The sequence below is a fragment of the Methylobacterium phyllostachyos genome (genome assembly GCF_900103445.1).
In the GTDB taxonomy this organism is placed as follows: domain Bacteria; phylum Pseudomonadota; class Alphaproteobacteria; order Rhizobiales; family Beijerinckiaceae; genus Methylobacterium; species Methylobacterium phyllostachyos.
Genome location: NZ_FNHS01000011.1, coordinates 152,250 through 168,603, shown reverse-complemented (window position 1 = coordinate 168,603; position 16,354 = coordinate 152,250). Strand labels below are relative to the sequence as shown.

The 16,354-nt window shown below is 67.1% G+C and carries 12 protein-coding genes; 5 read left to right on the top strand and 7 right to left on the bottom strand.

The window, feature by feature from the left end:
- Position 1 precedes the first annotated feature (1 nt).
- From BLQ49_RS18675 to BLQ49_RS18660, 4 genes are all read right to left on the bottom strand, one after another.
- Positions 2-1,486 (bottom strand): MFS transporter, encoded by a 1,485-nt coding sequence (locus BLQ49_RS18675; protein ID WP_244507668.1) that lies wholly within the window; start codon positions 1,484-1,486, stop codon positions 2-4.
- 288 nt (positions 1,487-1,774) lie between these two features.
- Entirely contained in the window at positions 1,775-2,437 is a 663-nt protein-coding gene (locus BLQ49_RS18670) for an RraA family protein (protein WP_091718360.1), read from the bottom strand.
- 149 nt (positions 2,438-2,586) lie between these two features.
- Positions 2,587-3,231, bottom strand: a complete 645-nt coding sequence (locus BLQ49_RS18665; RefSeq protein ID WP_244507667.1) for a GntR family transcriptional regulator — start codon at positions 3,229-3,231, stop codon at positions 2,587-2,589.
- Between the two features lie 125 nt (positions 3,232-3,356).
- Complete coding sequence (locus BLQ49_RS18660; RefSeq protein ID WP_091718355.1) at positions 3,357-4,694, bottom strand: MFS transporter; 1,338 nt, start codon at positions 4,692-4,694, stop codon at positions 3,357-3,359.
- 225 nt (positions 4,695-4,919) lie between these two features.
- Between BLQ49_RS18660 and BLQ49_RS18655 the strand changes: the two genes are divergently transcribed.
- Both BLQ49_RS18655 and BLQ49_RS18650 read left to right on the top strand, forming a co-directional pair.
- A complete protein-coding gene (locus tag BLQ49_RS18655; RefSeq protein WP_091718353.1) occupies positions 4,920-6,188 on the top strand; it encodes a CaiB/BaiF CoA transferase family protein in 1,269 nt (422 codons plus the stop codon).
- Positions 6,185-6,970, top strand: coding sequence for an enoyl-CoA hydratase (locus BLQ49_RS18650; protein WP_091718351.1), 786 nt, complete (start codon positions 6,185-6,187; stop codon positions 6,968-6,970). The genes BLQ49_RS18655 and BLQ49_RS18650 overlap by 4 nt, the downstream gene beginning before the upstream one ends.
- Before the next feature lie 513 nt (positions 6,971-7,483).
- Here BLQ49_RS18650 and BLQ49_RS18645 read toward each other — a convergent pair.
- Both BLQ49_RS18645 and BLQ49_RS18640 read right to left on the bottom strand, forming a co-directional pair.
- Positions 7,484-10,678 (bottom strand): efflux RND transporter permease subunit, encoded by a 3,195-nt coding sequence (locus tag BLQ49_RS18645; protein ID WP_091718349.1) that lies wholly within the window; start codon positions 10,676-10,678, stop codon positions 7,484-7,486.
- Between the two features lie 95 nt (positions 10,679-10,773).
- Positions 10,774-12,021: an efflux RND transporter periplasmic adaptor subunit gene (locus tag BLQ49_RS18640; RefSeq protein ID WP_091718347.1), complete on the bottom strand. Its 1,248-nt coding sequence runs from the start codon at positions 12,019-12,021 to the stop codon at positions 10,774-10,776.
- An 88-nt stretch (positions 12,022-12,109) separates the two neighbouring features.
- Here BLQ49_RS18640 and BLQ49_RS18635 point away from each other — a divergent pair, with 88 nt between their 5' ends.
- The gene (locus BLQ49_RS18635) at positions 12,110-12,709 is read left to right on the top strand and encodes a TetR/AcrR family transcriptional regulator (RefSeq protein ID WP_091718345.1); all 600 of its coding nucleotides are present in this window, start codon (positions 12,110-12,112) and stop codon (positions 12,707-12,709) included.
- Positions 12,710-13,154: 445 nt separating this feature from the next.
- Here BLQ49_RS18635 and BLQ49_RS18630 read toward each other — a convergent pair whose 3' ends face one another.
- Positions 13,155-14,009 carry an alpha/beta fold hydrolase gene (locus BLQ49_RS18630; protein ID WP_091718343.1) on the bottom strand — a complete coding sequence of 285 codons (855 nt, stop codon included), beginning with the start codon at positions 14,007-14,009 and terminating at the stop codon, positions 13,155-13,157.
- 129 nt (positions 14,010-14,138) lie between these two features.
- Between BLQ49_RS18630 and BLQ49_RS18625 the strand changes: the two genes are divergently transcribed.
- Complete coding sequence (locus tag BLQ49_RS18625) at positions 14,139-15,056, top strand: LysR family transcriptional regulator (protein WP_091718341.1); 918 nt, start codon at positions 14,139-14,141, stop codon at positions 15,054-15,056.
- A gap of 299 nt (positions 15,057-15,355) precedes the next feature.
- Complete coding sequence (locus tag BLQ49_RS18620) at positions 15,356-16,345, top strand: alpha/beta fold hydrolase (protein WP_208859083.1); 990 nt, start codon at positions 15,356-15,358, stop codon at positions 16,343-16,345.
- Positions 16,346-16,354: the final 9 nt, after the last annotated feature.

Genomic DNA, 16,354 nt, shown 5'->3' with positions numbered 1-16,354 from the left:
GTCAGGCGACCACAGTCTTGGAGGTCGGCTCGGAAGTGGCGAGCCGGTCATTGAGGAGCGCGGCGATCAGGGCGGCCAGGAACGCAAAGCAGGCCAGCGCGGCCAGCGCCGCCGTGAAGCTGCCGGCCCAATCGCGGACCACACCGGTCATCCAGGGACCGATGAGGCCGCCGAGCTGGGCCAGCGTGTTGATGAGCGCGATACCGGCAGCGCGGGCTCCCCCGGAGAGAAAATCACCGGTGAGGCTCCAGAAGATCCCCAGGCCGCCCCAGATTCCGGCGGCTGCCACGCACAGACATGCGAAGCTCGCCAGCTTGTCCGGCGCATAAGCACTGCCCAGAAGCCCGAGACCGCCCAGACTCAGCGCGGCCGCCAAGTGCCATTTGCGCTCCCGCTTGCGGTCGGAGTGGCGCCCCCAGAGCAGCATCGCGGTCGCGCCGCACAGGAACGGCAGAGCCGAGAGCAGGCCGACCGCGACGTCCGTGAGGCCACCGAACGCCTTGACGATCTGCGGCAGCCACAGCAGCACGCCGTAGAACGCGGTGAGGAAGCAGGTGAAGAGCGCGGCCAGGGCCCATACCCGCCCAAGTCTGGCGACCCGCCAGAATGGGAGATCACCCTGTGTTGCCGTGAGGCTCTCCTCCTCACGCAGACGTCGTGCCAGCCAAGCCTTCTCGTCGGCTGGCAGCCAATCTGCAGTCTCTGGGCGTTCTGTCAGCCAGAATAGGACGGCGATACCCAGTAGAACTGCTGGGATGGCCTCGACGAGGAACATCCACTGCCAACTGCGCAAGCCGAGAACTTCAGGCATGTAGGTCAGGATCGCACCCGAAAGGGGTGAGCCGACCACGGACGCCACGGCAGTCGCCGCGACCACGCCCGAGTTCGCCTTGGAGCGGTGTTCGATCGGGAACCACTGGGTGAGATAGTAAACGATGCCGGGCAGAAATCCGCCCTCCGCGACGCCGAGGAGGAAGCGGAGGATGTAGAAGCTCGTCTCGCCTTGGACGAAGGCCATGCAGCCCGAGACCAGCCCCCAACTGACGAGAATGCGGGCGATCCAGACGCGCGCTCCGACCTTATGCAGGATCAGATTCGAGGGGACCTCGAACAGGGCATAGCCGACGAAGAAGATGCTGGCCCCGAAACCGAATGCGGTAGCGCTGAGACCGAGATCGGCATTCATGCGCAGGGCGGCAAAACCGATGTTGACCCGGTCGAGATAGTTGACGACCAAGAGGAGGAACAGGAACGGGATCAGCCGCCAGTAGACGCGACGCATGGTGCGCGCCTCGATGTCGTCGCTCATGCGTTCCTCTCTCAAACGTATTCTTTGCTGTACGAGGCTCAGGACCTCCTGCGCGAACGGAACACCGCCGCGGTTGGCCACGGCTTTTCGCTCTTGAGCTCGCAAGATCGCCACGGACGTGAGGAGCATTCTTTCGAAGTATTGTTTCTGAACGATGCGACTGTCGGTGCGCCCCATGAATCAATCGCCTCACGAGTGCGTCATCCGACGATTCCTTCCTCGATCGAACAGCACGCGCTGGGAGCCCCTCATTTCGGCAGCGCTGATGGCGTGATCCTGACGACGTTCAGTTCGGTGGGGCCTGAGACTTCCGGCAGGGGGGCTGGCCACAGGGGTCCAACCGCGACGGCCCTTGCCAAGCGTGCGGATTGAGGCGCGGGCTGAAGGCGATGCGGTCCATGCCGACGCCAAGGGGCGAGCCTCCGCACGCAAGCGCGGGATCTGCGAGCAGCGACGAGATCGTGGTCAGTGCCTGCGCTGCAGGTTGTGGTAGCCGAGGGCTTCCCGCGCTTCCTTGAGGCTCTTGCCCCGCGCGATCTCCCCACGGATCTGATGCTCGACAGCCTCGATCTCGCGAGCGAGTTTGGCGACCTCGCGGACGTGTTCCCGCGGCACCACGACCACACCGTTTGCATCGGCCACGACGATGTCGCGTGGGCCTACGCGCGCTTGACCGACGGAGATGGTGACGTTCACCGCCTCCACCTGCACCCGGTCCTTGCCGGTCCGCATGAAGCGGCCACGCGTGAACATCGGATAACCGTCGCCGAGCGCCTTGGCCACATCGCGGCAGACCCCATCGATGACCGTTCCAGCAAAGCGGCGCGCGCCGGCGTATTGGGTCATGATGTCCCCCCACACCGTACAGTCGGTCCGACCGTCGTTGTCGATCACGACGACGTCGCCCTCGGCAACGTCGTCGATGAAGTCGCCGACCGTGCCGGGTGGGGTCGTCGCCGGCACGTACTTTACCGTGAACGCCGGCCCGACCACCGTCTTCGTGTAGTCGTCGAGGGGGGCGATGCCGAAGCATTGTCCCGGCAGGCCGAGCTTGTCCATCGCGTCAGAGACGCTTGGCGTATCGAGCCCCTCGAACAAGGCGACGAGTTCCTTGTCATCCTCCGCCATAGCGCTGTTTCCGCCCCCGAGAGCTGAGTCTGCACATATTCCTGCCGGATCGACCCGCCAGAATGCGAGATTACCTTGACGACGGTCCGCTCGTTCTGCGAGCCCACTCCTCAGTAACCCTGCCGCTGACGGCCGAGTTCGGCCCGCTGTCAGGCAGATTTCGGCAGTTCGCCGGCTTCGGCGATGGCATCCCGCGCGATCTTGACTGTCACGCCCATCACGTGACGTCGCAGAAGACGGGACAATCGAGCGGCATTGCGAACCTTTAGGGCGCCCATGATGGCGTGGTGATCCCGCACCGCGGCCTGCCAGTTCTCCGGGCTCTTGCGAGCCACGAAGCGAAACGCTCGAGTGCGCGTCAGGATCTGCATGTAGCTCGCTGTCAGCGTGGCGTTTCCAGCCGCGGACACGAGGGTTTCGTGGAAGCTGCGGTTCGCCTGCAGATATGTCGGCTCATCCTCGACAGCGTGAGCGCTCATCATGTGATCGTGGATGGCGCTGAGTTGCGCCAAGTCGGCATCGCTGGCGTGCTTACATACCAGTTCACCCGCGAGCGCCTCGAGCGCCGCCATTATGGGGAACAGCTCGTCGATCTCCTCCGGGCTGACGCTCGCCACGACGGCGCCGCGTCGGGGCAGCAGCTGGAGCATGCCTTCCGAGCCAAGGACCTTCAGCGCTTCCCGCAACGGCGTACGCGAGACCCCGAATCGCTGGCAGAGCGCTTGTTCCGAGATTTTGTCGCCCGGGCGCAGCACCCCGGCGATTACCATCTCGCGAATGCCGGCGACGAGCATGTCGTGGAGGTTGGTCCGAGTAAGGGGCGTCGGCTGCATCATCGCGGTCGTCAGAAGGTCTCTTTGTCCTGCCGTTTCATAGCGAACCTGTCCGTCCGGTAACATCCTAAGGTGGCGGCATCGACTTAAACCGCGTTTCCGGGCACCCCCGTCGGCGACAGACTGGATGCTGCCTTGCTCGCCGTCACTTCACCGCGCGGCAGGCCCCGCCAAGCCAAGACCGCCCCGACGAGCAGCAAGGCGATCGAACCGACGAACGGTAGGGCGTAACTCCCCGAGAGCTGGGCGATCACCCCGAAGGCCAAAGGTGAGACGATACCGGCGATCGCCGAGCCGGTGTTCATGATGCCGCTAGCGGTGCCCGCATGCTTCGGAGCCACGTCCATCGGGATCGCCCAGATCGGGCCGACCGTCAGTTCGAGGAAGAAGAACGCACCGCTCAGACAGAGGGCGACGACCGCCAGCTCGTGAACGAAGAGCACCGGGAGCAAGCAGACCATCGAACCGAGCAGGCTCACCACGATGACCGTGCGGCGCGCCCGCGCAAGGTCGTTGGTACGGCGATAGATGCGGTCGGCCCAGATACCGCCCAAAGCATCGCCGACGACGCCGGCGCCGAACACCCCGAAGGCGAAGAACGCCGACTCCTTGATGTTGAGACCCTGCGCCTTGACGAAGTAGCTCGGCAGCCACGTCACGTAGAGCCACAGCGTCCAGTTGTAGCAGAAGTACACCAACGTCGTCGGCAGCATGCCGCGCAGGAGCGCCGCCCAAGGGGTCGCGTCCGATGGGCCACCGGCCGACTTGCGCGGCGCCGGCAGCTCCGCCAGCTCCTCCGGCGTGCAGCCCGGATGGGCACTGGGCTCATCCCGAAAATACAGGCCCCAGACAACAATCCAGCACAGGCTGACCGCTGCGAGCGCCATGAAGGTGCCCCGCCAGCCAAAATAGGTGGCCATCAGGACGACGAGGGGTGGCGTCACGGTGTTGGCCAGACGCGAGCAGGAATGCACGACACCTTGAGCGTAGCCGCGCTCGGCGGTCGGAACCCAGCGCGTCATTGCGGTCGTCGCAGCCGGGAAGGTCGCGCCCTCGCCGACGCCCAAGAGCAGGCGCGCGAGGACGAGGGAGAGCAGGCCACCGACGAACCCGGTCAGCAGCGTTCCGACCGTCCACACGATCCCGCACAGGACCAAGGTCCGACGCGCGCCGAGCCGGTCCGCGGTCATCCCGCCCAGGATCTGGAACAGCGCGTAGGTGTAGCCGAACGAGGAGAGGGCAAAGCCGAGTTCGACGTTGTCGAGGTGAAGGTCGGTCGCCATCAGCGGCGCCAGCGTCGAGAGGTTCACCCGATCGACGTAGGTGATGAAGTAAACGAGGCACAGCAGGGCGAAAACGCGCCCCCTCGTCGTTGTGAACGTGCGGCGCAGGGCGTGCGTGACGCCGCCGGATCCAAGGCTCATACGCTGTTCCTCCCGTGAGTGCGGTTGGCTCCGCACCCATCGCATGTTGCTGCTTGTCTTCGTTCAGACTGCGCGCGGGAACCGGGCTGCACAAGATGAATTCTGCACGCAAAATGCATTTTTTCGCGTGTGGTCCGGAATTCGGTTGCATGCCCCGGAAATCGCCTTATGCATGCAGAATGCAAAAGGCGACGCCCCGAATGCGTCGCGGGAGGAGAGCCCCAGATGGATGAGATCGGCCGTCTCAACGATCGCTCGGCTCAGGCGCTGGAGGACGGGGAGGCTTCAGCGACCGCCCGTCCGCTGCCGCTCGCGGGGCTGCGGGTTTTGGACGTCACGCAGGTGATGGCAGGTCCGTTCTGCAGCATGCTGCTGGCGGATCTTGGCGCCGACGTCATCAAGGTCGAGCCGCCCGGCACGGGTGACCAAACCCGCAGCGCCATGGGGTTCAAGATGAAGGGGCCCGACAGCATGGGCTTCCTCAACATGAACCGGAACAAGCGCAGCATCGCCCTCAACCTGAAGAGCGAGGCTGGCCGCGCGCTGTTCATGAAGCTCGTCGCCACGGCCGATATCCTGGTCGAGAACTACCGGCCTGGTGTGATGAAGAAGCTCGGGCTCGGCTACGAGGTGCTACGCGAGCACAATCCGCGCCTGATCTACGCCAGCATCTCGGGCTTCGGTCAGTCCGGTCCCTGGGCGATGCGGCCGGGATACGACCTGATGGCTCAGGCGATGTCGGGGGTGATGAGCGTGACCGGCCATGCCGGTGGGCCGCCCGTCAAAGCGGGCGTCCCGGTGGCCGATATCGGCTGTGCGCTGTTTTGCGTCTACGGGATCCTGAGCGCATACATTGGCCGGCAGACGAGCGGTGAAGGCCAGTATATCGACGCGTCGCTGTTTGACTCCGCCCTGGCATTCTCGATCTGGGACATCTCGGAGTACTGGGGCACCGGCCGCATTCCCAAACCGCTCGGAACCGCGAACCTGATGAGCGCGCCCTACCAGGCCGTGCGCGCCTCGGACGGCTACTTCGTCATGGGCGCAACCAATCAGAAGCTTTGGCGGCTGCTCTGCGATGTGCTTGCGCGGGCTGACCTCGTCGATGATTGCCGCTTCGCCGACATCCCAGCGCGCCTCGCCAACCGGGATGTGCTGATCGAGGAGTTGGAGAAGAGCTTCGCCGAACGGACCGCTGAGGAATGGGTGACCCATCTCCTCGCGGTCGGCATACCGGCGGGGCGAATGAACACCTATCCGGAAGCGTTCGAGAGTGAGCACGGCCGCCATCGTCAGATGCGGATCGAGGTTCCACATCCGAACGAGGGCAGCGTGCCCAACATCGGCTTCCCTGTGAAGTTCTCGGGTACGCCGCCACGCACCCGGATGCATGCTCCGCTTTTGGGCGAGCATACAGAAAGCTTGCTTCGGGAACTCGGTCTTGACGACGAAGACACCGAGGCGCTGCGCGCGGGCGGCGCGTTCGCACCGTGAGCGCGTCCGAGCGGCAGGGCGAAGTTCGCTATCGCGCCGAGGGCGGCGTCGCCCATTTGACTTTCGACCGGCCCGCCGCCCGCAATGCAATGACGTGGCGGATGTACGAGGAGTTGGCCGACGGCCTCGCTCGGATCGAGGCCGACCCGGCGATCCGCGTCGCCGTCCTGCGCGGGGCCGGCGGCAGAGCTTTCGTGGCCGGGACCGATATTGAGCAATTCGTGGGTTTCTCCGGAGAGGACGGGGTGGCCTACGAGATACGGATCGACTCCTATGTCGCCGCCCTGGAGCGGGTCCGTGTGCCGACCATCGCAGTGGTGGAAGGGCTGGCGGTCGGCGGCGGCCTCGCGATCGCCAATGCCTGCGACCTGCGCGTGGCCACACCGGGGGCGCGGTTCGGCGCTCCGATCGCCCGCACCCTCGGCAATTGCCTGTCGCCCGCGAACTTGCGTCGCCTCACAGCGACGCTGGGCCTGAGCACCGTCAAACGGATGCTTCTGCTCGCCGATATGCCGACGGCCGAGAGCCTGGAACCGCTTGGCTACCTCGTCGCCATCGAGAGCCCCGAGACCCTCGATGCTTGCGTGGTGCAGATCTGCCAACGCTTGATCAGCCACGCGCCGGTGACCATGCGCGTCACCCGGGAGATGCTGGCTGCGCTCGCCCTAGATCCAGATGCTGACGGCAGCGCCGGCATCCGGACCTGTTACGGCAGCCTGGACTTCGCCGAGGGCGTTCGGGCATTCCTCGACAAACGACCTGCGGCTTGGTCGGGCGCCTGATGTCGCCACTCTGAGCCAACAATCGGCACGGCTCGTCCGCGGTGGCACTGGAGGCGGGCCCGTCCGTCATGGATTGGTTGGCGCCCGTCTGCATCTTCGGAGAGCCTGCTCTGAAACGGACTGGCTGCGTCCGGCCAATATCAGCTGTTGCGGCTGATTGTGCGGGCATCTGGGCTGGGTGGATGTCCGCCCGTCTGTACGTGGCAGCGATGGCATCAGCGCAGACAACGCTGCCTCCTCCGGAGCCGTATGGCCATCAATCCCCTTGTTGGCCGCCCGAGGTGGGTCGATAGGCGGCCGTCCGCCGTCCCAGCAATCCCTCTCCAGAGCGGACGAGCCGCTTTCGCCCGTCTCCGGCCGACCGTTTCGCGCCCATCGCAGACATCGGGCGACGTCCGCCGGCACCGAGCGTCTCCGGGCAGCGATCCGGCGCGGCGGAGCTGGCTTCAATCGAAGGCGTCGGACGCCTCGGAAAGGGGCGCACCGAAGCGGGGCACGAACCTCGGGGGGCCATCACGCGGCGACCCCAACGCTGTCCTCGCGGGCGATGGTTGCCGCTGCACCGTGCTGCTTGAGCGGCCGGTTACCCGAGAGGCGTCGGAGCAATACATAGAAGACTGGGGTCAGGAATAGGCCGAAGGCCGTCACGCCGATCATGCCAGAGAAGACCGCCACGCCCATGGCGCTGCGCATCTCGGAACCGGCGCCCGTGGCGGTGACGAGGGGCAGGACGCCCATGATGAAGGCCATGGAGGTCATCAAGATCGGGCGCAGCCGCAGGCGACTCGCCTCGATGGCCGCGTGAATCGGGCTCCGACCGGCAAATTCCAGTTCGCGGGCGAATTCCACGATCAGGATGGCGTTTTTCGCCGAGAGTCCGACCAGCACGATAAGGCCAATCTGCGTGAAGACGTTGTTGTCTCCGGCCGAGAGCCAGACCCCGAACATCGCCGCGAGCAGGCCCATCGGCACGATCAACAGGATGGCGAGCGGCAGGGCGAGACTTTCGTACTGCGCGGCGAGCACGAGGAACACCAGCAGCAAGGCCAGGGGGAAAACCCAGATGCCAGAATTGCCGGCGATGAACTCTTGGTAGGTCAGGTCGGTCCACTCGAAGGCGAAGCCCCGCGGCAGCGTTTCGGCGGCGATTCGGGCCGCCGCGTCCTGGGCCTGCCCCGAGGAGAAGCCAGGGGCGGCGGCGGCGTTGATATCGGCGGAGAGGAAGCCGTTGTAGCGCATGGCCCGCTCCGGCCCCGCCGTCTGGCGGACGCGCAGCAGGGCCGAAAGCGGCACCATCTCCCCCGATCCGGCGCGGAGCTTGAGCAGCCCGATATCGTCCTGCCGCGCGCGGAACGGCGCGTCCGCCTGGACGCGGACCGAGTAGGTGCGGCCGAACTTGTTGAAGTCGTTGACGTAGAGTGAGCCGAGATAAATCTGGAGCGTGTCGAAGACGTCCGTCACCGGAATGCGGAGTTGGCGCGCCTTGGTCCGGTCGATGTCGGCGAAGAGCTGAGGCACGTTCATCTGAAAGCTGGAGAACAGGCCGGCCAATTCGGGCGCCTTGGCGGCCTTGGCCATGAACGCCTTCGTGGCCTCGTTCAGCGCCTCGTAGCCGAGGCCGGCCCGATCCTCGATCTGCATCTTGAAGCCGCCAATGGTGCCGAGCCCATTCACCGGCGGGGGCGGGAACATCGCGATGAAGGCGTCGGGAATGGCGGCGTATTTCCTGTTCAGGGATTGCGCGATGGCAACGCCGTTCAGCGCCGGAGCCTTCCGCTCGTCAAACGGCTTCAGCGTCGAGAACACGATCCCCGAGTTCGAGCTGTTGGTGAAGCCGTTGATCGAGAGGCCGGGGAAGGCCACCGCGCTTTCGACGCCGGGCTCCTTCAGGGCGATCTCGCTCATCCGACGGATCACCTCCTCGGTCCGGTCGAGGGTGGCGCCGTCGGGAAGCTGGGCGAAGCCGACGAGGTACTGCTTGTCCTGGCCCGGCACGAAGCCGCCGGGGATCTGGCGGAACAGCGCCACGGTCACGCCCACGAGGACGAGGTAGACGACCAGCATCGCGCCCTTGCGTGAGACAACGCCGCCGACGCTCCGCCCGTAGCCGCCGGAGGCCGCCCCGAAGGCGCGGTTGAAGCGGCGGAAGAACCATCCGAGCAGCGTGTCGAGGACGCGGGTCAGCCGGTCCTTCGGGGCGTGGTGATCCTTCAGGAGCAGCGCCGAGAGGGCCGGTGACAGGGTCAGCGAGTTGATCGCGGAGATCACGGTCGAGATCGCGATGGTCAGAGCGAACTGCTTATAGAACTGGCCCGTCAGCCCGCTGATGAAGGCCAGCGGCACGAAGACAGCGACCAACACGAGGGCGATGGCGATGATCGGCCCCGAGACCTCGCGCATGGCCTGGTAGCTCGCCTCCCGCGGGGACAGGCCCGCCTCGATGTTGCGCTCGACGTTCTCGACCACGACGATGGCGTCGTCCACGACGATGCCGATGGCGAGGACGAGGCCGAACAGGCTCAGCGCGTTGATCGAGAAGCCGAAGACATGCATCACCGCGAAGGTGCCGACGATGGAGATCGGCACGGCGAGCAGCGGGATGATCGAGGCCCGCCACGTCTGCAGGAACAGGATCACCACCAGCACGACGAGGGCGATGGCCTCAAGCAGCGTGTGGATCACCGCCTCGATCGAGGCGCGCACGAACTGCGTGGGATCGTAGACGATCTGGTAGTCGACCCCCTCCGGCATGTTGTTCTTGATCTCGGCCATGGTCCGGCGGACCGCGTCCGAGATCTGGATCGCGTTCGAGCCCGGCGATTGCGAGATCGGGATCGCCACGGCCGACTTGTTGTCGAGGAGCGAGCGCAGGGCATAGTCCGACGCGCCGAGCTCGACCCGTGCGATGTCGCGCAGCCGCGTGATTTCGCCGTTGTCCCCGGTCTTCACGACGATGTCGCCGAACTGCTCCTCGCTGGTGAGCCGCCCCTCGGCGTTGAGGGACAGTTGGAGGTCGAGGCCGGGCACGGCGGGCGACGCACCGATGACGCCCGCCGCCGCCTCCACGTTCTGCGCCTGAATTTCGCGCACCACGTCGCCCGCTGAGAGGCCGTGCTCGGCGACCTTTTGCGGATCGAGCCAGATCCGCATCGCGTAGTCGCCCGAGCCGAACAGCTGCACCTGGCCGACCCCGTCGAGGCGGGCCAGCCGGTCCCTGATGTTCAGCACCGCGTAATTGCGCAGATACGTCATGTCGTAGCGCCCGTTGGGCGAGACGAGGTGCACCACCATGGTGAGATCCGGCGAGGATTTCACCGTGACCACGCCGAGCTGGCGCACGATGGCGGGGAGGCGCGGCTCGGCCTGCGACACGCGGTTCTGGACGAGCTGCTGCGCCTTGTCGGGATCGGTGCCGAGCCGGAACGTGACGGTCAGCGTCATGATGCCGTCGGTCGTGGCTTGGCTCGACATGTAGAGCATGCCCTCGACACCGTTGATCTGCTCCTCGATCGGCGTCGCCACGGTCTCGACGATGACCTTCGGGTTGGCGCCTGGGAAGGTCGCCCGCACCACGACGGAGGGCGGCACCACGTCCGGGTATTCGGAGATCGGCATCGCGAACAGCGAGATGAGGCCGCCGATGAAGATGAGCACCGAGAGCACGCCCGCGAAGATCGGGCGGTCGATGAAGAACTTGGACAGGTTCATGGCGCCCTCGGAGATTAGGCACGGGGGGACCGGGCGGCCGCCCTGGGGGCGGTCGCGGGGTATCTTCTGGGAGTGCCGGAAGGGTTAGGAGGCGGTCAGCGCTCGGCGAACCGGCGCGGGGTGCCCGGACGGTCGCCCATCGCCACCGGCTCGGGCCTCAGGAGCATGCCGGGGCGCAGTCGCTGCAGGCCGTTGACGACGATGCGCTCGCCGCCGGAGAGACCTGACGTGACGACGCGCAGGCCATCGACCGCGCGCCCGAGGGTGATCGCCCGAAACGCGGCACGGCTGTCCGCCCCGACGACGAGGACGAACTTCTTGTCCTGATCGGTCCCCACGGCCCGCTCGTCCACGAGGAGCAGAGGCTCGGGCTTGGCTTGGCCGAGGCGCATCCGCGCGAACTGGCCGGGGATGAGGTGGCCGTCGCTGTTGGCGAAGGTGGCCCGTACCCGCACCGTGCCGCTCCGGGCATCGACCTTGTTGTCGATGAACTGGAGGTGCCCCTTGGCGCGGGTGCCCTCCACCGTCTCCATTTCGACGGGGATCTGGTCGAGCTTGCCGCGCCCCCCCGCTGTCCCGGCGATGGAGGAAAGGGCCTTGAGGACGACGCCCTCGTCCGCGTCGAAGCTCGCGTAGACGGGATCGACGGAGACGAGGGTCGTGAGCACCGCGGCACCCGCGCCGGTCGCTACGAGGTTGCCCGGCGTGATCTCGCGGCGGCCGACGCGCCCGCCCACCGCCGCCCTGACCTCCGTGAAGCTCAGGTTCAGCCGCGCCGACTCCAGCGCTGCCTTGGCCGCATCGAGGCTCGCTTGCGCCTCCTTGAAGGCGTTGGCGCGAACGTCGAGATCGCGCGCCGTGACGATCTGCTGGTCGGAGAGCCGACGCCCGCGCTCCCAGTCGCTCGCCGTGAGGGCGACCCGCGCCTCGGCCCCGGCCACCTGGGCCTCCAGGCGCCGGACCTCGGCCGCGTAGGGCGCCGGGTCGATGGTCACGAGGAGGTCGCCGGCCTTTACCAGTTCGCCTTCCACGAAGTGCGTTGCCTGGATCGCGCCGCCGACGCGAGCCCGGACGTCGATGCGCTCGACGGCTTCGAGGCGGCCCGAGAACTCATCCCACAGGATGACGTCGCGGGGCTGGACGGTGGCGACCGGAACGGCCGCCGCCTGTTCGGGCTCCGGGGTCGCGGCGACGGCCGGGCCGGTGGGCAGGAGCGCGGTGGGGGCCAGCCGATAAGACGCACCCGCCAGCAGGGCGAGGGCCAGAGCGACACCAGCGCTGCGCCGGACGGGAAAATGGCTTAAGGAAACGTCGCGATGAGAGTCCACGGCCGGCTCCGACATCTGTAGAGTTCACTACACATGTCGGCATGGACGAGGCACGTCAAGAGACTTATCTACCACTCGTTACAAAAGCTGGAGCCCGCGGACAATGGTGATGGGGCGACCCCGGTCGTTCGACACGGACAAGGCCCTCGACGACGCGATGGAGGTGTTCTGGCGCCATGGCTACGACGGCGCGAGCCTCGCGATGCTGACCCGGGCGATGGGCATCAAGGCGCCGAGCCTCTATGCCGCCTTCGGCAGCAAGGAGGGGCTCTTACGGGCGGCCCTCGACCGATATGCCCAGCGCCGATCCGAGCACATGCGTTACGTGCTGGCCGCGACCAGCGCCCGCGAGGTGGCGGAGCGATTCCTGAACAGCATCGCCGAGAGCCACACCGACCCAGCCAATCCACCCGGTTGCCTGCTGGTGCAGGGCGGCCTGGCCTGCGGCGAGGGCTCGGAGAACATCCCGTTCGAGCTGGCCTCCCGGCGGGCGCTGAGCGAAACCGAGCTGCGTGAGCGATTCATCCGGGCCCAAGAAGACGGGGACCTTGCAGAGTCCTCCGACCCCGGCGCGCTGGCGCGCTTCCTCTCGACGGTCGCCTCGGGCATGGGCGTCTTGGCTTCGTCCGGCGCTGATCGAGACGCCCTGCGCGAGGTCGCTCTCGTGTCGCTGAGCGCATTTCCACAACAGGCCGGTCGCTGAGCACTCAATCCGGGCGGCTGGCCGACTGCCGGTGGTGTGTGCGCCGTTGCTGGTCCATATCCCTTCGCAGTTCGCCGCCCGATCAAGCGCAACAGGTCTCGGGCCCGTTTCAACAGCTCGCGGCCTCAACCTATGGGTTGAGTTTGCGTTTTCGAGCGTAACCCAACAGCTTCCGATCCTGGTCGAGACTGCGCCCGCTTATCCGTCATGAGGGGTCGGGGGTTTGAGTCCCGCTTGCAGCACGGCTTGAGGCATTGCCGGATCCCGCTTGTTAGGCCCGTGAGCCTGCTCCGGGCTCGTTCGAAGCCACCCGAATCTTACGGTACGGGAGTCCGGCAGCGACCACCTCAGGCCTCTGGCATGGTACGGGGACTCAACTACGCCGAAGAGAGACACGCAGCGCCCGCCGCAATCCGCGCCGGTGAAGACCTGCGCAGATCTTCGTTCAGGCCCGCAGGAATCCCGCGATGGCCTCCGCGATGACGGCGGCATGCGTTTCCAAGGCAAAGTGACCCGTATCGAGGAACCGCACCTGGGCATCCGGGATGTCGCGCCGGAACGCCTCCGCGCCGGCCGGCAGGAAAAACGGGTCGTTGCGGCCCCAGATGGCCAAGAGCCGCGGCCGGTGCGCGCGGAAATAGGCCTGGAAGTCGGGGTAGAGCGCCACGTTGCTGGCATAGTCGCCGAACAGGTCGAGTTGGATCTCGTCGACCTCCGGCCGCTGGATGTACCACGCGTCGAGGGCGCTCCCGTCGGGCGAGACCAACGCAGTGTCCGGCACGCCATGCTCATACTGCCAGCGGATCGAGGCCGGGGTCAGCAGGTCGCGCAACGCCTGCCGGTTGGCGTCGCTCCGGTCGCGCCAGTAGCGCTGGATCGGGTTCCAGCCCTCGCTCAGCCCCTCCTCATAGGCGTTGCCGTTCTGTGAGACGATGGCGGTCACCCGTTCGGGATGCGCCATGGCCAGGCGGAAGCCGGTGGGCGCGCCGTAATCAAAGACGTAGAGCGCGTAGGTGTTCAGTCCGATCACCTCCGTGAAGCGGCCGATCACCTTCGCGAGCGCGTCGAAGCTGTAGGCGAAGGTGTCGCGCGGCTTCACCTCCGACAGACCGAAGCCCGGCAGATCGGGGGCGACGAGGTGGAAGCGGTCCGCGAGCAGCGGGATCAGGTCGCGGAACATGTGGCCGGACGAGGGGAAGCCGTGCAGCAGCAGGAGCGTCGGCTTCGCGGGGTCTCCTGCCTCCCGGTAAAAGACGTTGAAGCCGTCGACGTCGACGGTGCGATAGGCTGTCTGGGTCATCGTTCGCCCTCCGGTGCGGGCGATGCAGCCCCTGCTGCACGCCGTCGGTAGGGCCTGGATACCGGCTTGCGGTCTACGGTATAATCGAGCTTTCCCAAGAGTGACCTTTGCCGAAAACGAGAGGGTTGGATGGATCGGCTGGAGGCCATGACCCTGCTGGTCGCCGCCGTGGAGGCCGGAAGCCTGTCGGCCGCCGGGCGCAAGCTCGGCATCCCCCTGCCCAGCGTGAGTCGCAAGATCGCGGATCTGGAAGCCCATCTCGGGGTCCGTCTCCTGATCCGCACCACCCGCAAGCTCACCCCCACCGACGCGGGGGCGGCCTATATCGAGGCGTGCCGGCGCCTCCTGAGTGCGGTGGAGGAGACCGAGCGGGCGGTGAAGGGCGAGTACACCGAGCCCCGCGGCGAGTTGACGATGACGGCCCCGCTGGTCTTCGGGCGCCTCCACGTCCTGCCGGTTGTCACGGCCTTCCTGTCCCGGTTCCCCGACATCACCGTACGCCTCGTCCTGACCGACCGGGCCCTTGATCTGGTCGAGGACCACGTGGACTTGGCGGTCCGCATCGCGCACCTGCCGGACAGTGACCTGGTGACGGCGCGGCTGGGCATGGTCACGCGCGTGGTCTGCGGCTGCCCGAACTTCCTCGCCGCCCACGGAACGCCCCGGACGCTGTCCGACCTCGCCGAGATCCCGTGCGTGACCTTCAGCGACCAAGCCGCCGGCCCGGCCTGGCACTTCGCCACGCCCGACAGGAAGGCCGTCCAGGCGGTCCGGGTGCGCTCGCGCCTCCACGTCAACACGGCCGAGGCGGCCCTCGACGCGGCGGCGGCCGGCGTCGGCCTCACGCAGGTGCTGTCGTACCAGGCGGCGCCCCTCGTCGCCGCGGGGCGCCAAGTCCTCGTGCTGCGGTCCTTCGAGCTCGACCCGGTCCCGGTCAGCGCCGTCCATGTCGGCCACGGCCGCCTCCCGCTCAAGCTGCGGGCGTTCCTCGACTTCGCGACGCCGCGCATCCGCGCGTCCCTGGGGGCCGTGATCCAGCCGACATAGGGGCCGGTGCGTCCGCGCCCCGGAACGATCAGTGGCCGGGTGAGGCAATCCCGGTCCCGTCAGGGATGCCGGACGGCCGACCTCTCGGAATCCGTAACGGTGCGTCTCGAAAACCCCGTGTTCTCGCGAGTGCCGAGAGCGTTCATCGTGCTCATACCGTCCGGTCCCGAGCCTGGGAGCCGCGGCACGGGCGGGGCTATCGCGGCGCGGGCCGGTGCATCCCCCGATGGGCTCGACATAAGCGGTCGCGAGGCGGGCGATCCGGACGTTCCCGGACGCGTGGATAGGGGAGTGGCGCGATGAGGCAGGACACGGAAGTCCGGACATTCCGGGACGGACCTTCCCCGGCGACGCGGCGGCGTGTCCTCGCCGGCGGCGCCCTGGCGGCGGGCTTGGGCGGCGTCGGTGCCGCTGCGTCGGAAGCCCGGACCGCCGAGGTCGGAGGAGTCCGGCACGGCACGGTCCGGGCCGACGGCGTGGACGTCTTCTATCGCGAGGCCGGCAGACCCGACGCCCCGGTGTTCTTGCTGCTGCACGGCTTCGCGAACTCGTCCTTCTACTTCCGCCACCTCATGCCGCGGCTCGCGGACCGGTTTCGCCTGATCGCGCCGGACCTCCCGTCCTTCGGCTTCACGGTGGTCCCGGACGACCGCGGCTACGTCTACGACTTCGCGTCGCTGTCACGCACGGTCGGGGCCTTCGTCGACGCCCTCGGCCTCCGGCGCTATCTCCTCTACACCTTCGACTACGGAGCCCCCGTCGGTTGGGACCTGGCGCTCGCCCATCCCGAACGTATCGCCGGCATCGTGTCCCAGAACGGCAACGCCTACCTGGAGGGGCTCGGGGAGGCGGCCTGGGCACCGCTGCGGGCCTACTGGGCGAAGCCGAACGCGGCCGCCGTGGAGTCCATCCGCGCCCGCATGACCCTCGACGGCGTCAAGGCGCCCTATTTTCACGGCGTGCCCGACCCGTCGGTCATCGAGCCCGAGTCCTACACGCTTGACGCCGCCATCCTGGCCCGGCCGGGCAACGCGGACCGACAAGTCACGCTCAAGCTCGACTATAAGCGCAACCTGGAGCGCTATCCGCTGATCCAGGCCTATTTCCGCGAGCGACGCCCGAAGCTTCTCGCCGTTTGGGGCCGCAACGATCTCTTCTTCATCCCGCCCGGAGCGGAGGCGTTCCGACGTGACATCCCGGACGCGCGGGTCCGCTTCCTCGACACCGGCCACTTCGCCCTCGAAACGAACGGGGACGACATCGCCCGGGAGATCCGGGATTTCTTCTGAGCCTCCGGC